Source organism: Pseudomonas sp. Sample_14 (assembly GCF_004307515.1).
In the GTDB taxonomy this organism is placed as follows: Bacteria; Pseudomonadota; Gammaproteobacteria; order Pseudomonadales; family Pseudomonadaceae; genus Aquipseudomonas; species Aquipseudomonas atacamensis.
Map to the genome: position 1 here is coordinate 141,118 of NZ_RCOC01000015.1, position 21,146 is coordinate 162,263.

The following is a 21,146-nucleotide window of genomic DNA, read 5'->3' on the forward strand; positions in this document are numbered from 1 at the left end:
AGACCCGATGTCGCTCAAGCACTTTATCCAAATCACCAAACCGGGGATCATTTTCGGTAACGTGCTTTCTGTGGCAGGCGGGTTCTTCCTGGCCTCGAAAGGGCATGTCGATCTGGCGGTGTTTCTGGCCGCCATGATCGGTACTTCCCTGGTCGTGGCCTCCGGTTGCGTGTTCAACAACTGCATCGACCGCGACATCGACCTGAAGATGGAACGCACCAAGAACCGTGTGCTGGTCCAGGGCCTCATCTCCCTGAAACTGGCCCTGGTTTACGCGACCATTCTGGGTGTTCTCGGCGTTGCCTTGTTGTACAAGGTGGCCAACCCGTTGGCTGCCTTGTTCGCAGTAATCGGCTTCATCATCTACGTCGGCTTCTACAGCCTGTACCTCAAGCGCAAGTCGGTTCACGGCACGCTGGTGGGCAGTCTGTCGGGCGCCATGCCGCCAGTGATCGGTTACGTTGCCGTGACCAACAGCTTCGACATGGCCGCACTGACCCTGCTGGTGATGTTCAGCCTGTGGCAGATGCCGCATTCCTACGCCATCGCGATTTTCCGTTTCAATGATTACTTGGCCGCATCGATTCCGGTGCTGCCAGTGAAACGCGGCATTCAAGTGGCGAAGAAGCACATCCTGCTCTACATCCTGGCGTTCCTCGTGGCGACCTTGATGCTGACCTTCAGCGGCTACGCCGGCATGAGCTACCTCGCCGTCGCCGCCGCCATGGGCATGTACTGGCTGTACATGGCCTGGACCGGCTACAAGGCAGTCGATGACACCGTCTGGGCACGCAAGCTGTTCGTGTTCTCGATCTTCACCATCACTGCGTTGAGCGTCATGATGTCCCTGGACTTCAAGGTGCCGACAGAGCTGTTGCTGACATACGCGCCGTAAGGTTTGCAAGCTTCAGAAAAAACCCCGCACGTTGAGAGATGTGCGGGGTTTTTTGTTTATTCGAGCAGCAATTTGTTGATAGGCTATCTATAGTCAAGCTGCTTATAGTTTGACTATGCGAACAATCTTTTTTGAAACCACGATATTTACCACAAGCGTTGGCCGCTATCTGACGGACGACGAATATCGAACAATGCAGAACTACCTTCAGAGCAATCCGCTTGCGGGCGATGTAATGCCTCGAACGGGTGGCTTCCGTAAGCTGCGCTGGGCTGATTCTCGCCGTGGCAAGGGAAGACGGGGCGGCTTGCGGGTTCTCTACTATTGGCTTATGAATGATGGTCAGTTCTGGATGTTCGCCATTTACGACAAAGATGAGGTTGAGAAGCTGACTGCCGAGCAGGAGAGGGCACTCAGGACAGCCATTGATAAAGAGTTGAAAAAACGAGGTACCCCATGAAAAAACGCGACCTGTTTGCAGAGTTAATGCAGGGCGTTGATGAGATGGCGGCTCAACGCGAGGGCAAGATCACACTGCGCAATACAGTGCTTGAGGACAAGCCTGTACCTGAAGTGGGCGCACAGGAAATTGTGGCTCTTCGAGAAAAACTGCATATGTCTCAAGCTGTTTTTGCCAGTCGAATCAGGACAAGTCCAAACACCCTTCGAAATTGGGAGCAGGAAAAGTCGAAGCCCAATGCTCAAGCAGCCTTATTGATACGACTGGTTGAAAAATTTCCAGATATGGTTGAGCGCTTGAACACTGTTTGAGCGCCGCTGAAGATCAGCTTGTGGTCCGGGGCATCCGAAGGTTTGGGGCTTTTTGTTCCATCTACGCTGGTTGCACAACTTACGCAAACACCCTAGATTTGGATCCAACCCCGACAGTAGTAGCTCCACGCCATCCCCCTGTGGTCGACTGTCCTAACCCGTGCATTGATCAGAAGGCTGGGCGCAATGGCCGAACGGATGACCTGCGATGAGCGCTTTATCGCCCTGGCCGAAGAACTCAACTACGACATCTATGGCGAGAACACCGCTGGTGGCAATTACGCGCCGCTGATCCGTCATCACGACGAGCTCTACATCAGCGGCATGGTGCCGCGGGTCAATGGCAAGATCCTGTATCCCGGTCGCGTGGGGCTGGAATTGAACCTCAAGGATGCGCAAGCCGCGGCGAGCATCAGCGCCATGCGTTGCCTGGCGCTGATCGTCGATGCGGTCGGTTCGCTGGACAAGATTCGCGCGTTGTTGCGGGTCACGGTGTATGTGAAGTCGACCGCTGATTTTGTCGACCTGAGCGAAGTGGCCAACGGCGCTTCGGATGTGTTCAGCCATGTGCTGGGCGATGCCGGACGGCATACGCGCACGACCATCGGCGTGTATCAGTTGCCGAAGAATGCGGCGATTGAAGTGGACATGATTGCGGCTTTGCATCCTTCGGCTTGAGGTTCCCGCCTCAAACAAAAAGCCCCGCCTGATCAATCAGCGCGGGGCTTTTTCGCAAGCGCTTTGCAGATTACTGCGCCGCGATGCTATACCCGTCAAACGCCGTCTGCTGCTGCAGCGCGGTGATGATGTTCTTGCGGTTCACCGCCTGTTCCGTGCCGGCGTTATCGACGAAGGTTTCGCTCTCCAGCTCGGCTTCATCGCCTTCACCGACGAAGGTGAAACCGAGGAATTCCAGTGCCTCACGATCAACATTCAGGCGCGAACGCGGCGTGCGCATTGGCAGAGTCACGCTGGCGCCGTCCTTGCTGATGGTGAAGATTTCCACTTCTTTCTTCTTCGCAGCTTTGCTCTTGCCGCCGCTCGGATTGCTGATCGCCTGATGGGTCTGATTCAGCACTTTCAGCGCCAGACCATAAACGATTTCTTGGAATGCCGGATCGTCCTTGAAGCTGGACAGAATGCGCCCGATCGAGAACTTGCTGCTCAGGTCTTCCAGCGCGGCAATATCGGCTGCCTCGGCGTCTTTCAGGCGCTTGAGTTCGCCCATCAGCTCGTACGCCTTGTCGTCATCAAAGCTGTCATGCGCCTGACGGATCGCCGCACGCAATTCGCGGATCTGGTCGCTTTCGCGGGTCGACTGGAACGCGTCCAGGACCATCTCGCTGATGATTTTGGCTTGTGGCAGGTGTTGTGAAAGATTGATGGAGTTTTCGTATTCCGCTTTGGACGACTGGGTGACTACGGATTCAGCGGTGTTGAAATCGGACATTGAAATTTCACTACTTTTTAACTTGAGTTGAGGCGAGAAAGCACGAGGGGTCTTTTTCAGGCCGACTAATTTAGGGGAGCGGGGCGGCGTTGTCACGGAGCAACGGTCTGGTGGTCGGGATTTTTCCCGGCGTGCGTTATTTTCCGAGCATGGCGTCAGCGGGTTTCCCCCAAGTACGCATCGCAAACTCGACAAAGCGTCTCAGCTTCGGCAGTCGATAGCGATCCTGCGCATACAGCAGATGCATCGGCCTGCTTGGCGGTTGGTAGTCCGTCATTACCCTGACCAGTTTGCCGTCGCGCAGATCCTGCTCCACCAGCGCGTCGGGCAGCATCATGATGCCCATGCCGTTGCGCGCCGCCTGGTGCAAACCGGCGGAGCTGTTGATCAGCATCGGCCCGCTGACGTCGACGAGGACTTCACCTTCCGGGCCGCTCAGACGCCAGCGTTTTTCCACCGATTGCCAGTCATCCCCAGCAGGGTAGGCGAAGGACAGGCAATCGTGTTGCTGCAAATCCTGTGGCGTGTGCGGCATGCCGCGCCGCGCGATGTAATCAGGGGAGGCGCAGACCGTCAGGGTGTAGTCGATCAAGGGCCGGGCGATCAGGTTGGATTGGTCGAAATTGCCCAGGCGGAATGCGACATCGAGGCCGTTCTCCAGCAGATCCGGACGGCTGTTGGTCAGCACCACGTCGAGCTTCACTTGCGGATAGAGCAAGGAGTATTCGCTGAGAGCCGGGGTCAGTCGTTCAACGCCGAATGTCAGCGGCGCGGTGATACGCAGCAAGCCGCGCGGCTCGTCCGACGCTTGTTCGGCAAGGCGTTCGGAGTCGGCCACCAGGCCGAGCACTTCCAGGCAGCGCTGATAATAGACGCTGCCGAATTCGGTCAGGCGCTGGCGGCGCGTAGTGCGTTGCAGCAGTTGCACGCCGAGCCGTTGCTCCAGCGCGCGCAGATGATTGCCCACCATCGTCGTCGACATTTCACACTTCGCAGCGGCGGCCGTCATGCTCCCGGTTTCGACCACTTTGACGTAGACGCCCATCGACTGAAACAAATCCATTATCAAGCCCGGCTTTTAAATGATTGAAGTTTTTCCGAGTTTATCCAGCTCAGGTGGCTAACCATACTGCAAAAACACCGACCCGCAATGGAGTTTCACGTCATGACCGCCGCCCTGATGAACACCTACCAACCACTGGCCCTGAGTTTCACCAAGGGCCTGGGCACGCGTCTGTGGGATCAGGCGGGGCGCGAATATCTGGACGCTGTTGCCGGTGTGGCAGTGACCAATGTCGGGCACTCGCATCCGCGCATCGTCGCGGCGATCAGCGAGCAAGCGGGGCTGCTGCTGCACACCTCCAACCTGTACAGCATCGACTGGCAACAACAACTGGCCAAGCGGCTGACTGTGTTGTCGGGGATGGAGCGCGCGTTCTTCAACAACTCCGGCGCCGAAGCGAACGAGACGGCACTGAAACTGGCGCGCCTGTACGGCTGGCGCAAAGGCATCGAGCAGCCGCTGGTGGTGGTCATGGCGAACGCTTTCCATGGCCGCACCCTCGGCACGCTGTCTGCCAGCGATGGCCCGGCAGTGCGCCTGGGATTCAACGAACTGCCAGGGGACTTCGTCAAAGTGCCGTTCGGCGATCTCCCGGCGCTGGAGCAAATACAGCGCAAACACGGCGCGCGCATCGTGGCGATTCTGGTCGAACCGATCCAGGGCGAAAGCGGCGTACAAGTCGCACCGCCGGGTTATCTCAAGGCCCTGCGCGACCTGTGCAATCGCCACGCGTGGCTGCTGATGCTCGATGAAATCCAGACCGGCATCGGCCGCACCGGGCAGTGGTTCGCCTGTCAACACGAAGGCATCGTGCCCGACGTCATGACTTTGGCCAAGGGCTTGGGCAATGGCGTGCCGATCGGCGCCTGCCTGGCCCGTGGCCGCGCGGCCGACCTGTTCACCCCGGGCAGCCACGGCAGCACTTTCGGCGGCAATCCGCTGGCCTGCCGGGTCGGCTGCACGGTGCTGGACATCATCGAAGAACAAGGTTTGCTGGAGAATGCGCGGGTGCAGGGCGCACGGCTGCTGGAACGCTTGCGCGCCGAATTGGCAGACAACCCGAACGTGCTGGCAATCCGGGGGCAAGGCCTGATGATCGGTATCGAACTGAAACAACCGGTGCGCGACCTGACGCTGATCGCCGCGCGGGATCACGGCTTGTTGATCAACGTGACTCGTGGCAAGACCATCAGGTTGCTGCCGCCGCTGACGATTGATGAGCGCGAGGTGGGGATGATTGTCAGAGGGGTCGGGCGGGCGTTGTCGTCAGCCCTATCTGCATAATCACTGCTGCGGAGTGTCTGGTAAGGACAGCGAATTGACTGTCCGCAAAAGTGACTCATAGTCAGTCAGACCTATCATCACAACCGGTTCGGCACCGCGCCTGGTAATCAGCAACGGTTCGCGATCATTGGTTGCTTGGTCCATCGACAAGGCCAGGTGAGCTGTGGTTTTGCTGAAGGTGATGGTTTGCATGATGTAGCCCTGCGAGTGGTCGGTACACAGTGAGGTCGACTGTTATTGCGCCCAGTATCACTCAAGCACTTCGGAGACGTTTCCGAGAGGCTTGTAATCCTTATCAGCGGTAATTGTCAGCAGGTGGAGTGCCCATTGCAGGTACTCCACCAATGCTCAGAGTCTGGCCTCAATCCAGCCCATCCCCCAACTCCGGCGCCAGCATCCTCGTCTTCTCCGCCCCATTCGAGTTGTGCTGAACAATCTCGCTCGGCTGCCCCTGTTCATTGAAAAACACCTGTCCGATCCCCGCCGAATTCCACAGCCGTTCCCCGGCCTCGGCATGTTCCGGCGTATACGGGACGATGCGCATCAAGCGGCGTTTGGTGAACCAGTTCAATGGCGAGCGCGGTGAGTAGAGCCAGCGGTTGAGGCGGTCGAACCATTCCAGCAGGGTCGGCGGGAACTCGTTCTTGATGCCGCTGCTGGTGATCTGCCAGATCCGGGGGCCGGCCTTGCGGTGGCGGATCAGGACTTCGTAGACGAAGGAATAATGCACATCGCCGGACAGCACCACGTAGTTCCCCGGTGTGCGCGAGTGTCGGAAAATGTTCAGGATCACCTGCGCCGCGCCGCGATGGGCCATCCAGTTTTCCGCGTCGACCAGCAGCGGATAACCGCACCAGCTGAACACTTTCTGCACGGTTTCAATCAGCTTCACGCCGAAGATCGGCGCCGGCGACACGATGATTGCCGAAGGGTGATCGAGCAGTTCCTGTTGCAGTTCGCTCAAGGCTTCCCAGTCGAGCAGGCCCGACGGTTGCTTGAGCGCCATCTCGCTGCGCCAGCGCCGGGTGCGCGTGTCGATCACCACCAGTGCCGGAGTGCTCGGCAATACGAAATGCCACTGCTGAAAACGCAGCAGCTGATCAATCAGATCATCCTGCACCGGCATGTCCAGATAGCCGTCATCACCGCTGGCGCTCAGTCGTGCGGTTTGCTCCAGCACGTCCTTGAAGGCATCCGGATTGTTGCCCCAGCCCTGACACAACAGATAAGCAATCAGCGCGTTGCCGATGATGCGTTTGGAGAACGGATGGCCGTAGGCCGTTTCCTCCCACTGCGCAGAAAGATTCCAGTCATCAGTGATGTCGTGGTCATCGAAAATCATCAGGCTCGGCAGATGCGCCAGCGCCCGCGCGACGTTGCCCAGGCCCGCCTTGAAGGCATCGATGCGCGTCTGCTCAAGGTTGTAGCGCTTGCGGCGTTCCGGCGTCAGCGTCGGCGCGCTCGGATTGATCAGCGACCACGGCGTCGGCGACCACACCAGCATGTACATGGCCATGACTTCGGCGAATGTCACCAGGTGATTGTCGGCGCTGCCGCTGGTGAAAATCGGCTTACGCGCGCCACCGAAAAATCGCTCGCGCAAGGTCTCGTTGCTCTCCAGCGCCGGTAACAAATCCGCACGGTGGTAGTAGCTGGCCGGGTGCTCATAGAGCTTGGCGCTGTCGCTGACCACGGCACCGTCAAGGTGCTCATCGAACAGACCCAGACGCTCGATCAAGGCATGAATCGCCCGCAGCATCGGCCCGGCAACGTCGTCTGCATAGACCTGATCACCGCTCATCATCAGCAACGCCGGGCGCCGTTGCGCATCGGTTTCGTCGGCCAGCAATTGATCGACGCAGAGCAAACCATCGGTTGCCGGATGATGCGGTTTGCGGCAGGAGCCGTGGAGCAATTGGTCGATCCGCGAACGCACGACGAGGTTTGCGCAGTTGGTATCTGGGTAAAGCAGATGAGGCGCCCACTCAGCCATACCAATGGCGTCATCGATCAGCAGGTCGTAATCGATGAAAGTGTCGCAGGGCAGGGCGCTTTCAAGTTGAACGTCTATCAGATACACGAACGCATGACGGCCTACGGCAATGACCGTGCATTTCTCTGAGTCGAGCGGAATATCTCCTACACCTTGCAGGCGCAAGGTCAGCGACAGTTCACGCGAGCCGACTAGCCACAGCACGACGCGCGTCGGCTCCAGCCGCCGCAGCAGCGGGCCGGCCAGTACAGGAGGCAGCGAGGTGAGGTTATCGGGTGTTGGAAACATTGAGGATAAAGTTCAAGGCGCACAGGCCGGCGATGATAGCGCAGCCGGCGCCTTGATCCCTTAAATCAGCCTTAAGAGTCGGCTTTTTGCAGTTTCAGCGCCAGCAAACGCCATTCCCCAGCCGTCGCATCAACCCGTGGCAATTCCTGCACGGAGCAATCGAAACGGTAGGTGACATCGTCGCCATTCATGTTGCGCGCAGTGACGCTGTTGCTGAAGCTGTAGACCTGATCCTTGTAGCGATGGCTGACCAGCGCTTTGCTGTCGGCAAAACGCGCCGAAGCGGGATAACGCAGGGTGCTGGTGACAAACGGGCTGCACATGACATACGCGATCATCGACTTGTCGGCCTGTGCGTCGCCGCGCAACTTCTTGTTCAGCGCGGCCAGGGCCATGCGACCCTCGTAGTCGCTCTGATTCAGCACCGTCTGTACCGCCATTGATTTCGGCGCTCGGCTGACGTTATTCGGCAACAGTGCGGAGTCCGGCGGGGAAGGTTTGTCATCCGCTTCGATGGCAGCAAAAACCGGCGCATCTTTCAGTTCGGTGGCGGGCGTGACTGCCTCGGCTTCAGGCAGTACAGAGGTCGACTCGACGACTGGCGTGTTTTGCGCCTGCGCCTCGTGATCGAACGACGAAGGAAACAGCGAAAAGGTGATCGACAACATCACCAGCCCGACAATGAACCCACCCGCCGCGCCAACGATGTTGCCGTAGAAAATATTCCAGCTGCCGCGGTTCTTCACCACCCAGCGCCACATGAAACCCCAGACAGCGACGAACGCCAGAAAACGCAAAAACTCCATTTGATCCTTTCCTTACCTTTCAACAATCCAAGCGCGGCGCGAGACGATCAGCAAGCCCCGACGATGCGCGGCAAGATAGCAAAATAGACGCGCCGTCCGGCTACGGTTGCGGAAAATAATTCGCCGCCAGAAAAATCAACGTGACCATGCCTGCGGCAACGCCACAGGCGCCCGCGAGCAGTTGACGTGCAACCGAATGCGCTGGCTGACGACGTTTGGCGATCCACAACCACACACCCGCCAGAACGCCCGCGCTGGTCATGAACACCACCAGGCTGTTATGCAGTCCCGGCGCTGCCATGGTGGTGCCGAACAGCCCGTCATAAAGCAGTGTGAAGACAATGCCCGCCACCACAGCGCTGCCCGCTCCGGCGAGGTTTGCCAACAACAGATTCCAGCGCCCACGCTGTCGCACCACCCAGAACCACATTGCAGCCATGACTACCAAACACAACACAGCATCCATCGGATTTCTTTCCTGGCTACGAGACAGAGGCGACAACTTGTTCGCCTGTTGAGAGTGGACGGCACGATAGCAAAATAGTAGCGTCGCGCCATGCCTTCTCTGTAATGGACTACCCATGTTTTCCACAACCCGTTTGCTGCAACTGCTCGGCGCTCTCACCCTTGCCGTCTCCATCACCCCAGCCTTCTGCTTCGCAAAAGAACACCCGCAAGCCAGCTGGAATTACTACCTCGCCAATTGCCAGCGGATGCAGGAGACAATCGCCGACGTCCAGAGCGGTCGCGTCTCCGCTGCCTATGCAGCCACGTCGGGCCTGCAAGACAGCCTCGCCTCCATGAACGAGCGCCGCCTTAACCTGCTACCGCAACACCTTGACTCCAGCGAGTATGCCCACTGCGAAAACGTCGCCGCCCACGCCGAGGCAACCCTGGCCCAAGGCAAAGCCGAGTTCGCCGCGCAAATGCGACGGGGTGTGGAGGAGGGCCGTATTGCACACCAGAATTCCCCCGCCTACCAACGCGCCCGTTCCCTCGGCTACAGCGACGTCGGCGACATCTCCTTTCTGAAACTGCACGAAGACACCGACGGCGAAGCCCGCCTGAAAACCATGCTCATCACCGTCGACGAAATCTGCGGCCAATACTTCCGCGCCACGCAATATGTGAAGCCGTATGTGATCTACACCGTGCGCCCGTCGGATGGCGGCTGCGGCGAAGTGAAGCGTGTGGCGATAGTTGGCGGAGGGCAACCAGAGAAGGGCGACTACATTGATCCCAATGGCGAATTTCAATACATGGGCTGGAAAAAACTGGCTGGCGCTGACGGCTTTCCAACGGATATTCGGGTGCTTAAAGCACGTCGCTGATCAGGAGAGATACCGGCATGGCTGTAGCGCGGCATTCAAAGAATGTCGCGCAGATACCCCTTCAGCGCGAGCAGCGGCTGACCCAGCTGCTCCACCGACCGCGCCTGAGCCAACTCCGCCGACAACTTGCGCAACTCCCGCCCCAACGGCTTCTCGACCCCGCCCAAAGCATCCAGCGCCAGGTTAAGGCATTCGTTCATCTTGAACTGAATGGCCTCGACATCGCCGCGCTTCACCAGTAACTCGAAAACATCTTTCTGATAATCGCCCATGACCATGTCATCGCGCAGGATCGGGCTCAGGCCCTCTTCTTCGTAGGCAAGTTTGAGGGAGAAGAGGGCGACGGTTTCCAGTGAGGTTTCCATGGGGATGTCTGTCAGTGAAGTGGAAGGCTTGAAACCAATGCGCAAAACGCCAGAGGAGGTTTGCCGTGCGGGCGTGATTATACGGGCGGGGATCGCAGTCGAGGCAACCAGCAATCGGGCATCTAAAACCTACAAGCTCGCGCAGCATTGACATCCACTTTGATACGACGCTTTGATTACAAACACTGAACATCAGCGGAGCGACCATCATGGAATACGACATGAAACTGATCGACGACGCCGTCCTTGCTCTCCTGGCTGCCTATAGCTCCGACGACGGCAATGCGTGGAAGGGCTATGACTTCGAAATCATGAACCGCTTGCACGAGCAGGGTTTGATCAGTAATCCGGTGAACCGGAACAAATCGATATGGTTGACGGAGGAAGGGTTGGAGCGGGGGCGGGAGATTGCTGAGCGGATGTTTGCAGTCAAGGAGTAGGGAGGAGCCGCGTCCCATTCTGAAACGTGAGTTGATGGTAAGGTAGAAAACGCCAGCGAAGTACCAACCGCGTTAACCGGAGAAACAGGTAGCGCGGTCTGGTGAACAAGCACTTTTTTGAATGATCGGATGCGGCCGTCCAGGCTGAATTTCGTGATAGGTTTACCTCTCGAAAAGGATTTTTTTGACAGGAGTCATCCATGGCTAACCCAGCCGCTCGTAAAAGCGATCCCTCCAGCTGTCCTGTTCCAGGGCACGGAACGAACCCCATCGCGACAGGTTCGCCTGACGTTTTCTTCGATGGTTTGCCCGCAGCTCGCCTGCCGGTGGTATTGCAGGCGAAGCGGTAGCGAGTTCATTGGATGAAGAGTTAGAGGAGCTCACACATTGGGACATCTTCTGACCGAGCCACAACTGACAAAAGTTAGAGCCGCTCTTTCCGAGCCATTCAATGATTTTCCCGTGGAATATGATTATTTGGCGAATAAGGTGAGAGGTGTCGACCCTGAAATCCTTTACTCAATTCTTTATTCAGAGGTCGCGCCGGTGTGCTTTACCAATCTCGTTGCACCTGTGCCTCCGATATGGACGGGTTTCGACCCCGACATACTCGGAGAATCGATTGAGGAAAGGCTGGCAGCTAGAGAGCGAAACTGGTTTCGTCGCCAGTTCGATAAAGTGCTGGTTCGTTGGTTGAAGTACAACTACGCGTACATCTGGGAGGAAATCGAAAGTAGGCTTTGAGCTCGAACTAGCCGGGATCAGGCGATTATGACAGGGCGTTTGGCAAAACCTGCGACACGTAACCGATCCGGCCAGTTCCCCAGCGTCAGGACATGGAGTCAGAGCAATTACTGCAGGTTCGATTGAGGTTTTTTGATGGGCTTGTTGCCCTAGACGGTTGGGCATTAGGCTAGCCGGTGGTGCGTTGGCCCCGGCGCCGCAAGAGTGAAAAGCTGGTTGCCCTGATTGTTTTGGAAAAAAGACAAAAACAACCCTCCACTTTCCTCCAGACGAAAAAAAAGGCCCTGCTTTCGCAAGACCTTTTTCTCTGTGTTGGTGCCCGAGGGAGACTCGCTTGTTCCAGATATCCTGTGGTCTGTAGAGGATTCCGAAAGTTTGGGATACAAGCTGGGATACACGGTGTGCTCTGTTAGCCTTCTCATCCTTTCGCCGGGCTGTATCGACGACTGATTGCGACCTACAGTTTCTGTATAGGGAAGTCGGGTTGTAGCAAATCAGCTATCGAAACCAAGAGCTCATTGATCGTCCACGGTTTCTGAAGGTAGACCGTAGGAGCAGACACTGTTGCAGGCAAGAGTTCGTAACCGGACATCAATAATGTTTTGACGGACGGCCACTTTTCTCTGACCAGTCGAATAAGCTCCATCCCGTTGAGCTGGCCCGGCACGCCGTAGTCAGCGATCACAAGGCAGCAGTGCTTGCTTGATTGCAAGAGATACACCAGCGCGTCATCGGCTGACTCAAACGTGACGGCCTCCGCGCCTAACTCCTCCACGATGTGTTGGGTAATCCTACGCAGAGTCGGATCGTCCTCGATGATCAATATCTCACCATCGATTCGTCTCATTCCTTCCCAGTTTGCGATCATAGATGGCCTTATCATCGCCTTAGGCGGACGAACGTGAAGGTGAAGTCTAGCGCCAAACTGCCTCGCTTGTTTTCCGAACCTTTGGCAACGAGCAAAACGGGTCCGGATCGCCTGGCGATTGAAAAATAGCCGGGGGCCCCTGGCGATATTGAGTAGACACGGGGTCGGAAACCCGCAGGACTGTGTTAGTGGGAGGATTTCAAAGTTACTGAAATTTCAGCCATTGAAATCGAAAGAATTCTGCTGAAAAAAGGCCATCGTTACCGCAGCGGTAACGATGGCCTTTTGTGTTGATGATTATGGACACCTTGGGCCGTCAACCAAGTCAACCTGTCAACCAATGTTCAAAAATCAGCCACTGCCAAGATCACGCGGGTTTTGTGCCCCGTGTCATTCAGAAGTGCTCAGGGTTCCCGGCGACCTCACATCATTTGTGCAATTGCACTGGTGAACTGCGTGTTCACCCGGTTCACCTGTTCACTAAGCTGGGCACCAGTCCGCTAACAAAGTCCGGCGGGTTTCCGACCCCGTGTTTCAACGAAAGCCTCAGGGGCCCCCGGCAGAGCACTGGAGAAGCTCCTGAAGTTCGCTGGAGGGATTGGTGCTAACGGGGAGCGGGGATCGTATCTGATCAAAATGCGGTGTAACTCGTGTAACCGGTGTAACAGGGGTCTCTAAGGTATTGAATTTATTGTGTTTTATTAGAGTTACACCGATCTGATACGCCAATTTTCAAGCGTGTAACTGACTCAAGTCGTGTAACAGTTTCAGATGAAAGCAGGGCGCTCCAACTTGTAATGGTTAGCCGTCGGTAATCATCTGGCATCAGGCCGTCAGTTGCGTCCACCGGTTGAATCCACAGCCAAAAGCTGCCACTGAATAATTTCGGCGATTCAGTCGTGGTGCCCCTCTGAGCAGGCCTGCTTCTTAGCAGGTAACTCGCTACTAACGACGCAGAGCCCAACAAGGTTGGACAAATGTATGAGGCAGATTGATATCAATACGTAGGAGAGCATAATGGGTCTTTGAGATCTATCAGACGTGTGCGGCACTCCTATGGAGAACGCAGCGAAAGTCAAGGATGCAAGGATGATGGGATTTAACAAGTTACTGGAAAAGCTGCAAAATACCTCGACCTACAAACGTATCGCCCGGCGATTTCATGCGAAAAGCCCTTTCCGCAACAGTTTTGTTGATTTGGCACCTATCGATTTTGCCGACCAAGATGGCCTTTACCAAGAGGCGCTACGCTTTGCGATGTGCAATGCATCGATACGTAATGTGGCCATTACCGGCCCGTATGGGTCAGGCAAGACCAGCGTTATCAAAACATTCGAGAAAAACAGCCCTTACCGCTCTTTGAATGTTTCCTTAGCGACGTTCAGTGACCCAAACTCTTTGCTCCCCCCTCTCCAAGATTCGCAGCAGGTCGATGTCACCGTTAAGGTTGAAAGAAGTATCCTTCAGCAAATGCTGTATGGGGCGGGCTCTGGCACATTGCCCTATTCACGGTTCAAGAGAATTTCCAGGCCACGATGGGTCGATCTCAATGCGATCTTGTTTGTAGGGTGGATAGCCTCCGTCGGTATGTTGTATCAGAATCATGACGAACTTCTGAAGGCACTCAGCGACCAAACATTGGAATGGGTGTGGATATTCACCGCGGCGTATGTGCTCCTTTATCTGGCTCGGACTGTGTCAAAGGCATTTCAAGCCTCACATTCGCTGTCAGTCAAAAAGCTATCTCTTCAAAGCGGTGAGGTTGAATTAGACGGAATACCCGAAAGCTCCATACTCAACAAACACCTAGATGAGATTATCTACTTTTTTGAAGAAAATGATTATGATCTAGTCGTTTTTGAGGATTTGGATCGATTCGGCAATCCTGAGATATTTATTAAGCTTCGTGAAATAAACAAGATCATAAATGATCGCCCCAAACGTAAAGCGACGCTTCCATTCCTAAGCAGAACGCAACCGCTTAAATTTGTTTACGCCATTAAAGATGACATATTTCTAAACAAAGATCGGGCAAAATTTTTCGACTTCATTCTTCCCATAATTCCAATAATAAACAACTCTAACTCCCGAGAGGTTTTAAAAAGGAGCATTGAGTCAGCAGGTTATGGCATAGGGGTCAAAGATAGATTTATCGGAGAGGTCTCGCTATATCTTGATGATATGAGGTTAATAAAAAATATAAGCAATGAATTTTTGATATATGAAAAGAAAGTAGGATCCAACAATCTCAACGTAAATAGACTACTCGCAGCTATAATCTATAAAAACGCATACCCTAAAGACTTTGAGAACTTACATCATGGAGGTGGCGCATTACACGACATAGTTCAGAGGCGTACCAGTATCTTGATACAGTCCGCCAGCGACATAGATATCCAGATAGAGGATCTCAGAACACTGATTCAAGAGTCAGATCACGAAACCAGCACCGCCATTGTTGAGCTTGTGAAATTGTTTTGGGGACACCTATGCTCAGCATATAATGAATATGATATTGTAAGCGTATACTCAGGCGAAACCACCATCAATGTCTCTCAGCTTTTGGAGTGGAATAACTTTGAGAAAATTTTTCAGGAAAAAAATCTAAACTTGCAGGTTCGCCAGCGCAATCAATACAACAACTACGAACACAGGCTCCCTATATCTTTGTCTTTTAAAAATTTAGAGGAGGCGATAGTTCCCGGCACAACATTTACTCAGCGCCACAGGAGTATAACCAATAAAAAAGCTAAAAACAGAACAGAGCTCAATGCGCAAATCGAAAAGCTAAAGTCCGAAAAATCTTCTCTAGCTAGGCAGCCGCTGCGCCAGCTTTTAATGCTCTCTGGCTTTGAAATCTCGGATATAGCAAAGCAGCACAATATTGATGACCCTCGCCTGTTGAATTATTTTATTCGAAATGGGCACATTGACGAAACATATCATCTTTATATTTCTACCTTTCACGAAGGTAGAATGTCTCGAAACGATTGGGATTTCATACTCTCAATTCGAGATTTTAGAACGCCTGACCCAGCATCGCAGGTTGATAACCCAGCGGAAGTCTTGGAGGAACTTAGAGATGAGGATTTTGGCTCGGGTCACTCCCTCAATGCTCATCTGATTGATGAGCTTATCCAAAATGCAACGACTAATACTAATAGAATACAGCTGGTCGTTGATTACTTCTCCAGCAGCCTTCCAGAGTCACAAAAATTCTTTGACGCTTACTGGCTAATTGGAAAAAATACCGCAGCTCTAACCCGGATCATTGCTCAATACTGGCCGGGGTACGGTATGGCCGCTATCGATACCTCTTCGGCGACACAACACGTCGCACGCATTATCGCCTACGTCGAGCCGGATTTTGTTGCAGAGCATATGAATATCGGCAGATCGTTAAGCAGCTACATTTCAAAACATGCGGCAGTTATATTTGCTGAGAATATCGTATTTGAAAAAGGCTTTCAGGCCCTTGAGCTTTTAAAAATCAAAATCGAACAAATCTCTGATACTTCCCGAAATGTCGCGCTACTTAACTACGCACACCAACAAGACCTATATCGAATTACGGCTGACAATATTAAATTTCTAGTTGAACAGTTCAGCACACCTATCCAGCAACAAGAACACTGCACTAATCACCTTTTCGACCTAGGGAAAGCGAATTATACCGCGATACTCGAATCCGGAAGCGATTCATTAAAGTCGTATATTGATCGAAATATTAATACTTATATACGCGATGTTGCCTGTGCGATAGATAGCAATGATTCAGAATCTCCGGACGCTATAGTCCGTTTGTTAAATCACTCTGAAATTGATCAGGACCTGGCTATTCAATTTGCCCTTCAGCAAGATCACGCTTTTGCGAATTTCGATGATTTACCTGCCTATCAATGGGACGAACTTCTATATAACGAGAAGGTAAATGTAACATGGCCTAATATTCTCAAGTTTTACGGCCTTGATGATAGCGATAAGGATCGCTTAAACGAAATTCTTGACCGCAATACGGTCTACCAGGCGCTTTCTGTGCAAAAAATTCCCATTGCCAAGGGTGAAGAAGAGCTAGTCAAGAGCCTGTGCCGCTTCTTGATCTCCAACAATGCCTTAAGTGAAGTAGGCTTTAGGGCTTTGTGCAAAAGCGTTCCATATCATTATCAGTCGTTTCCCAAAGGCATACCAGAAGAATCCTCAATAATCCTAATCGATCTGGAGGTTATAAGACTCAACGACATATCGTTCAGCGAGACGCAAAGTTCAGTGTCACTCAGAGCAAAGCTTATAGAGAAAAGCTTCTTGGCTTATACAACTGCGATGGAAAAATACCCTCTAAGCGAGGACGTAAAAACCCTGCTCTTGACTTCAACTCTTTCTATGCAACAGAAATGTTTTATCCTGGGTCACATCACCGTAAACGAGCTCAGCTCGAATGCAGAACTGGTGAAGCACGCAAGTCAATTACTCGGGCGCCAAGATCTCACCGATAAAGATTTTGATCTCGGAATGATCTCTTATTGTCTCGCTAACGCCCCAAAAATACTGGAACGAAAAGACATCCTCTACAACTTCGTAGATATACTTCCCGAGGCCGAAATCGTTAGCGCGATGTTAACTTTGGAATCGCCATTCGCTGATTTAGCAAAACCTGGCATGCGACCGAAGCTCGAAAACACTGAAAGGAATAGGCGTTTTGCAAAGTCACTAGTCGACAGAAAGATAATTTCATCCCAAAAGCCGAACGGCGATCATATTAGATTAAACACATTTAAATAAAGGGACTTGGGATTCGGGAAATCAAGAGCTTGGATGCCCTAACCCTTTCGTTACGTGGAAAAAAGGCCGAACCCAACCCCTAATAAATGCCCTCTACAATAAATATCACCCGATATCTGTTGTATTTGGAGGCTGCAATCTTCCCTAAGCATTCTCGTGGTGGGCATGCGATTTTGACCGTGAGTGTTCGATTGCGAGCGTCCGCTTCTGGCCGAAAGGAGACCGGCTGAAAGCGGACGCTGGCTAGCTCAGATCATGGACTCGGCGTAGCCATCCTCCAAGGCGTGAACCAGCCTGGCTAACCCGACGTAATCTTTCCTCTTTGTAGGAACTCGAACCCGTGCAGGGTGATTATTTTCTGTCTGGCCAACCAACAAGCAGTCCTAACCTATGCTGTGGAGAGCGTTCGAGGGGGCTTTGTGCGAATGGACACAACGCGGTTTATATAATGCAGATCCTGACCAAACTGAAGGGGCTCACTGAAAGCGAGATGTGAGTACACATGGACTTTGGTAGCTGTGGACACTGAGCAGTCAAGGCGCGCTCTGAGAACTATTAACACAAAGACTCAATACGGCAAAAGAGTTTACAAAAAGCCACTTTTACTACTCTATGAGGTTGTGATATCGTCATGACATTAATTAAATGGACTTTGCTATGAAAGTTTACTTTACGCCAGTCAAAATTGCAGTATCGAGCAGCAGGTTAAGCATTGCGGAGTTTTTTGATTACTTAACAAAAAACTACAATGGCGAATCCGACTTTAAATCTACAGATAAAGAAGTAAAATTCAAATTCTTTGAAGATTCGCAAGTTTTCATAGTGATAGCTTTAACAACGAAAGAACTGAAAAACTTCTGCGAGGGGAGCGATACTGGGAGCGATTTTGTTTGGAAAATGAGTGACGATATATTAAATAAAATAGCCGAAACGAATGTTTTGATCATCAGTAAGAAAAACTTTGCTGGAGCCTACTTGCACAATGAGGGGTCGGTGAGGATTAATACTTTCGAGTCAAAATTAAGATGGACGTTTAGACAAGTCCTAAGGGGTAAATATGGGAAATCGAAAAGAGATGAAAAATTTAGCATTGAACGGCTGGTAGACTCCGACGACATTCTTAAGAAGGTATCTAGGCTAAGTGAGATAGATGAAATTAACGCAACCTTTTCAAATCCAATCACTTCGGTAAGAATGAATGGTTCAATCTTCAAGGATGCCAAGTCTTTGAGAGTTACACAGCGTGTAGGAGCCTATTCTCTTAAAAAGCTAACAAAGAGAAAAGAACTTTCTGATTACTTGGAAGGTCTCATTAAAAATGGCTGCTCTAATGTCAGCATCAAGGGCACAGTCTCAGGAAGCCTCGCAGGAGAAACAATAGGCGTCGCCGATGCGGTAAACAGCATATACGCAATGGAGTATTCAGAATATATTTCCGAGCTAAATGGTATAAGTCTTAGTCAATTCCTGCAAAGCAAACTTTTCACTATGGCTAAGAAAGAGATACTTTCTTCCGCTCTTGTAAAGAAAGCTTAAGAGGTTAGTATGGAGAAGAAAATATTAATAGTCTGCTGTTTAGCTGCACTTCTTACCTATGTCGTCACAATCTCTATAGCAATTAAGCTGACTGGATGTTTGGATGTTGTGGTAGCTTCCTATCAAAATAGTATAAGAGGCTACATGTTTGCAGCATTTCTTGGTGCTTCCTCATTCTTAATCTCTCTCCTTACATTTCTTGTGATAAATATTAAAGAAAAAATGTTTGATAGTGCTGATTATTTAAGGCTATATGTTCTGCATCACAACCTGAAAGAGGGTGACTATATTTCCAAAAGAGATCTTTACAGTCCCCTTAGATTTATTAGCATGCTTCTGGTATGTGCTATCTTCTTGTCGATAATAACCTCCGTCAGCCAGCTTACTCTTGGCTTTTCAAGTAATAAATTTGTTTTGTTGGTGCCTACTCTTACTCCTTTTTTAGCTGTTTCATTTTTAATTTCTGCGCTTTATCAAATTCATAGCCTGATTAGGCAATGGCTCAACTCCGGTAATGATGTAATAACAGTAAACGAAGAACACCTATGAAATGCGTTGGGCTACCCCCTGGTAGTCCGTCGGAAGTCAACTGTCCTAATAGAGCCTCTGCTCCCTTTAGATATCCTTGGAACTCATCGTTGATATCGATCAATTCCTATGAATGGATAGATCCAAGTCTTGTATACAGCTCCAAGCCACGAGTGAAACCTGCTAAGCCCGACGTAATCGTCCGCTTTTTGCCGATAGAAGACTTTCGTGAGGGGCAACTGTGGATCGGGTCAACCTCAGGTTATGCCAGTCACGCGGAGGGCGTCGCCAAGGCTACAACGGTTGTAAAAAATGAGGCTGGATTGGCGCAGCCTTGCGACATAGTGCTGCTCCCAGAACGACCGTACTTGGCGATGTAGGTAAGTCAGGGACACTAAAATGACAAAAAGGGCCCGTCTGGGCCCTTTTTCAGGCGAAGCGATCTTACTTTTTCAGCCAGCTTTCAACCACGTCGGAACCGTGTTTAGTTTTCCACTCCTTCAACGTCTTGTGATTACCACCTTTGGTTTCAACCACTTCACCAGTGTGCGGGTTCTTATACGTCTTCAACTCTCGAGGCTTACGCGTGCCTGGCGCTTGAGCAGGCGCTTTGCCCCGTGCGCTGCTCTGTGGGTCTAGTATGTTGACGATGTGCTTGAGGCTGAAGCCATACTGGGCGAGCAATTCACGGAGCTTGGTTTCAAACTCGATCTCTTTTTTCAGTGCTCCGTCACTCTTCAACGCTTCCAGCGTCTGTAACTGTTCGGCCAAATGTTTTTCTAGCTGACGGTATTCGGCAAGTTTTGACATAATTGCTTCCTGATTTATTTTTGAAGATATCTATCTGAAAAGCATTACAGCATATAGTTCAGGTTACTTTCGACCTTTTAGCTGGCTTTCGATAAGGCTCATTTCGCTCTTGATCAAGTTGACGGTTAGTGCCTGAACTTTAGATGCTTTTCCGGCTTTGATATCCACGACCTTCATCAGCGCCGTCAAATAGCTTTTGCGCGCTTTCAGGGTGTCAGTCCAGCTAGCGCTGTTTCGTATGGGAGTAATCATGATTTATTTAATCCGAGGGTTTCTAAACAGCCCGCGTCGGCGGGCTATTTCGGGTTCAAGCTGCCAACAGTTCTTCTAATGTGATATTTCGGGCAGCAGCGGCAAGCTCTTCACGACGAATATCCGAATGAAAAGGACCGAATCGAGGTACATCTAGGTTGGAGAAACCGTATCCCGAGTTCCCTTGTTGGTAGTCCACGGCAAGTATCCGTGCACCAATAGCTACTAGGTGATTCGTGGCGGCATTCCACTCTTCGTCTAACGTAAGCCCTACTGCGCTCAGGGCCGATTTTTTGGCTTCATTTTCACGCTGTTTGGCGTCTGCGATACGTGCTTCAAGGGAGTCGAGTTCCGCCTGTAAAGCCGCGAGGATAAGTTCTTGCCTTCTGACATGCTCATCTGTGGTTGCAAGTTGCTTGGCTGCCTTCTGAATTTCGCCGTTGGCAGCTTTTTCGCCTTCGCTATCGCCACTCGCAAGACTTCTGGCATACAGGCTTGCAGCGTCTCTTTCTGCTTGCTGCGCTTTTTCTAGGGATCGCTCCGCATCCGTCTGAATCGTCAGAAGACGTTCTTTCAAGTGCGACTGTGTCCGTTCCAGCGCTTCGACCTCAGCAGCAGCTACGGACATGGTTTGGATCGACTGTGATTTGATTTCGTCAACCTGGTCCATCCGTTCTAAGTAGGCGATCTTTTTATCGATACGTTCAATCTCGGATGGAATGGCTCGTAAGCGGGCTTTGGCAGATGAGAGTCGATCCATAGCTTCACGCCTCTCAGGACTTCCTATCATGTTACCAACAGGGCTGTAGTTATTTGGCGCGTTGTGCCAGGCGGCTTCCAGTGCGGAGAGACTGTTTTCGATGGTGTCGTGCTCAGCGACCAGAGCGGCTCGTTGCTGTTTCAATTCATTCATTTTCATGTTCATGGTCCTTGATGAGTTCTG

Annotated in this window: 22 protein-coding genes and 1 pseudogene; 12 read left to right on the forward strand and 11 right to left on the reverse strand. The window is 52.2% G+C overall.

What is annotated here, in order from left to right; genetic code table 11:
* Nucleotides 1–7 precede the first annotated feature (7 nt).
* The 4 genes from cyoE (at nt 8) to D8U61_RS03535 (ending at nt 2,344) form a co-directional block, all read left to right on the forward strand.
* Nucleotides 8–895, forward strand: a complete 888-nt coding sequence (gene cyoE, locus D8U61_RS03520) for a heme o synthase (protein WP_016773305.1) — start codon at nt 8–10, stop codon at nt 893–895.
* Between the two features lie 115 nt (nt 896–1,010).
* On the forward strand, nt 1,011–1,355 hold the full coding sequence (locus D8U61_RS03525) for a toxin (protein ID WP_130888210.1): 345 nt from the start codon (nt 1,011–1,013) through the stop codon (nt 1,353–1,355).
* Entirely contained in the window at nt 1,352–1,666 is a 315-nt protein-coding gene (locus D8U61_RS03530; RefSeq protein ID WP_041479944.1) for a helix-turn-helix domain-containing protein, read from the forward strand. Before D8U61_RS03525 ends, D8U61_RS03530 begins: the two co-directional genes overlap by 4 nt.
* Nucleotides 1,667–1,852: 186 nt before the next feature.
* The gene (locus tag D8U61_RS03535; RefSeq protein WP_130926416.1) at nt 1,853–2,344 is read left to right on the forward strand and encodes a RidA family protein; all 492 of its coding nucleotides are present in this window, start codon (nt 1,853–1,855) and stop codon (nt 2,342–2,344) included.
* 70 nt (nt 2,345–2,414) lie between these two features.
* Here D8U61_RS03535 and D8U61_RS03540 read toward each other — a convergent pair whose 3' ends face one another.
* Both D8U61_RS03540 and D8U61_RS03545 read right to left on the reverse strand, forming a co-directional pair.
* Nucleotides 2,415–3,116: a hypothetical protein gene (locus D8U61_RS03540; RefSeq protein WP_016773307.1), complete on the reverse strand. Its 702-nt coding sequence runs from the start codon at nt 3,114–3,116 to the stop codon at nt 2,415–2,417.
* Between the two features lie 136 nt (nt 3,117–3,252).
* The gene (locus tag D8U61_RS03545; RefSeq protein ID WP_016773308.1) at nt 3,253–4,179 is read right to left on the reverse strand and encodes a LysR family transcriptional regulator; all 927 of its coding nucleotides are present in this window, start codon (nt 4,177–4,179) and stop codon (nt 3,253–3,255) included.
* 102 nt (nt 4,180–4,281) lie between these two features.
* On the opposite strand from D8U61_RS03545, the gene D8U61_RS03550 reads away from it, so the two are divergent.
* The gene (locus tag D8U61_RS03550; protein WP_130926417.1) at nt 4,282–5,463 is read left to right on the forward strand and encodes an aspartate aminotransferase family protein; all 1,182 of its coding nucleotides are present in this window, start codon (nt 4,282–4,284) and stop codon (nt 5,461–5,463) included.
* Here D8U61_RS03550 and D8U61_RS03555 read toward each other — a convergent pair whose 3' ends face one another.
* The 4 genes from D8U61_RS03555 to D8U61_RS03570 all read right to left on the reverse strand — a co-directional run bounded on the left by D8U61_RS03555 (nt 5,464) and on the right by D8U61_RS03570 (nt 9,016).
* On the reverse strand, nt 5,464–5,655 hold the full coding sequence (locus tag D8U61_RS03555) for a type II toxin-antitoxin system Phd/YefM family antitoxin (protein ID WP_016770565.1): 192 nt from the start codon (nt 5,653–5,655) through the stop codon (nt 5,464–5,466). It lies immediately after the preceding gene.
* Between the two features lie 169 nt (nt 5,656–5,824).
* Nucleotides 5,825–7,744 carry an alkaline phosphatase D family protein gene (locus D8U61_RS03560; RefSeq protein ID WP_130926418.1) on the reverse strand — a complete coding sequence of 640 codons (1,920 nt, stop codon included), beginning with the start codon at nt 7,742–7,744 and terminating at the stop codon, nt 5,825–5,827.
* A gap of 71 nt (nt 7,745–7,815) precedes the next feature.
* Nucleotides 7,816–8,550: a hypothetical protein gene (locus D8U61_RS03565; protein ID WP_071173532.1), complete on the reverse strand. Its 735-nt coding sequence runs from the start codon at nt 8,548–8,550 to the stop codon at nt 7,816–7,818.
* Nucleotides 8,551–8,650: 100 nt separating this feature from the next.
* Nucleotides 8,651–9,016 carry a hypothetical protein gene (locus D8U61_RS03570; protein ID WP_130926419.1) on the reverse strand — a complete coding sequence of 122 codons (366 nt, stop codon included), beginning with the start codon at nt 9,014–9,016 and terminating at the stop codon, nt 8,651–8,653.
* A gap of 115 nt (nt 9,017–9,131) precedes the next feature.
* Between D8U61_RS03570 and D8U61_RS03575 the strand changes: the two genes are divergently transcribed.
* Nucleotides 9,132–9,881, forward strand: a complete 750-nt coding sequence (locus tag D8U61_RS03575) for a hypothetical protein (protein WP_130926420.1) — start codon at nt 9,132–9,134, stop codon at nt 9,879–9,881.
* A gap of 35 nt (nt 9,882–9,916) precedes the next feature.
* Here the strand turns inward: D8U61_RS03575 and D8U61_RS03580 are convergent, their stop codons facing one another.
* Nucleotides 9,917–10,246 (reverse strand): hypothetical protein, encoded by a 330-nt coding sequence (locus D8U61_RS03580; RefSeq protein WP_016773313.1) that lies wholly within the window; start codon nt 10,244–10,246, stop codon nt 9,917–9,919.
* A 221-nt stretch (nt 10,247–10,467) separates the two neighbouring features.
* On the opposite strand from D8U61_RS03580, the gene D8U61_RS03585 reads away from it, so the two are divergent.
* The 3 genes and pseudogenes from D8U61_RS03585 to D8U61_RS03595 all read left to right on the forward strand — a co-directional run bounded on the left by D8U61_RS03585 (nt 10,468) and on the right by D8U61_RS03595 (nt 11,430).
* The gene (locus D8U61_RS03585) at nt 10,468–10,686 is read left to right on the forward strand and encodes a DUF6429 family protein (protein ID WP_232245565.1); all 219 of its coding nucleotides are present in this window, start codon (nt 10,468–10,470) and stop codon (nt 10,684–10,686) included.
* Nucleotides 10,687–10,886: 200 nt separating this feature from the next.
* Nucleotides 10,887–11,006: pseudogene (locus D8U61_RS03590) on the forward strand (PAAR domain-containing protein); the annotation flags it as partial.
* A gap of 67 nt (nt 11,007–11,073) precedes the next feature.
* Nucleotides 11,074–11,430, forward strand: a complete 357-nt coding sequence (locus D8U61_RS03595) for a hypothetical protein (protein WP_130902238.1) — start codon at nt 11,074–11,076, stop codon at nt 11,428–11,430.
* Between the two features lie 457 nt (nt 11,431–11,887).
* Here the strand turns inward: D8U61_RS03595 and D8U61_RS03600 are convergent, their stop codons facing one another.
* Complete coding sequence (locus tag D8U61_RS03600; RefSeq protein ID WP_130926421.1) at nt 11,888–12,298, reverse strand: response regulator; 411 nt, start codon at nt 12,296–12,298, stop codon at nt 11,888–11,890.
* Between the two features lie 1,089 nt (nt 12,299–13,387).
* Here D8U61_RS03600 and D8U61_RS03605 point away from each other — a divergent pair.
* The 3 genes from D8U61_RS03605 (at nt 13,388) to D8U61_RS03615 (ending at nt 19,162) form a co-directional block, all read left to right on the forward strand.
* On the forward strand, nt 13,388–17,077 hold the full coding sequence (locus D8U61_RS03605) for a hypothetical protein (RefSeq protein WP_130926422.1): 3,690 nt from the start codon (nt 13,388–13,390) through the stop codon (nt 17,075–17,077).
* 657 nt (nt 17,078–17,734) lie between these two features.
* Nucleotides 17,735–18,613 (forward strand): hypothetical protein, encoded by an 879-nt coding sequence (locus D8U61_RS03610; RefSeq protein WP_130926423.1) that lies wholly within the window; start codon nt 17,735–17,737, stop codon nt 18,611–18,613.
* Nucleotides 18,614–18,622: 9 nt separating this feature from the next.
* Entirely contained in the window at nt 18,623–19,162 is a 540-nt protein-coding gene (locus D8U61_RS03615) for a hypothetical protein (RefSeq protein ID WP_130926424.1), read from the forward strand.
* Nucleotides 19,163–19,585: 423 nt separating this feature from the next.
* Here the strand turns inward: D8U61_RS03615 and D8U61_RS03620 are convergent, their stop codons facing one another.
* The 3 genes from D8U61_RS03620 to D8U61_RS03630 all read right to left on the reverse strand — a co-directional run bounded on the left by D8U61_RS03620 (nt 19,586) and on the right by D8U61_RS03630 (nt 21,122).
* The gene (locus D8U61_RS03620; protein WP_130926425.1) at nt 19,586–19,951 is read right to left on the reverse strand and encodes a histone-like nucleoid-structuring protein, MvaT/MvaU family; all 366 of its coding nucleotides are present in this window, start codon (nt 19,949–19,951) and stop codon (nt 19,586–19,588) included.
* Between the two features lie 63 nt (nt 19,952–20,014).
* Entirely contained in the window at nt 20,015–20,203 is a 189-nt protein-coding gene (locus tag D8U61_RS03625) for a hypothetical protein (protein ID WP_130926426.1), read from the reverse strand.
* Between the two features lie 55 nt (nt 20,204–20,258).
* Nucleotides 20,259–21,122, reverse strand: coding sequence for a hypothetical protein (locus D8U61_RS03630; RefSeq protein WP_241663598.1), 864 nt, complete (start codon nt 21,120–21,122; stop codon nt 20,259–20,261).
* Nucleotides 21,123–21,146 lie beyond the last annotated feature (24 nt).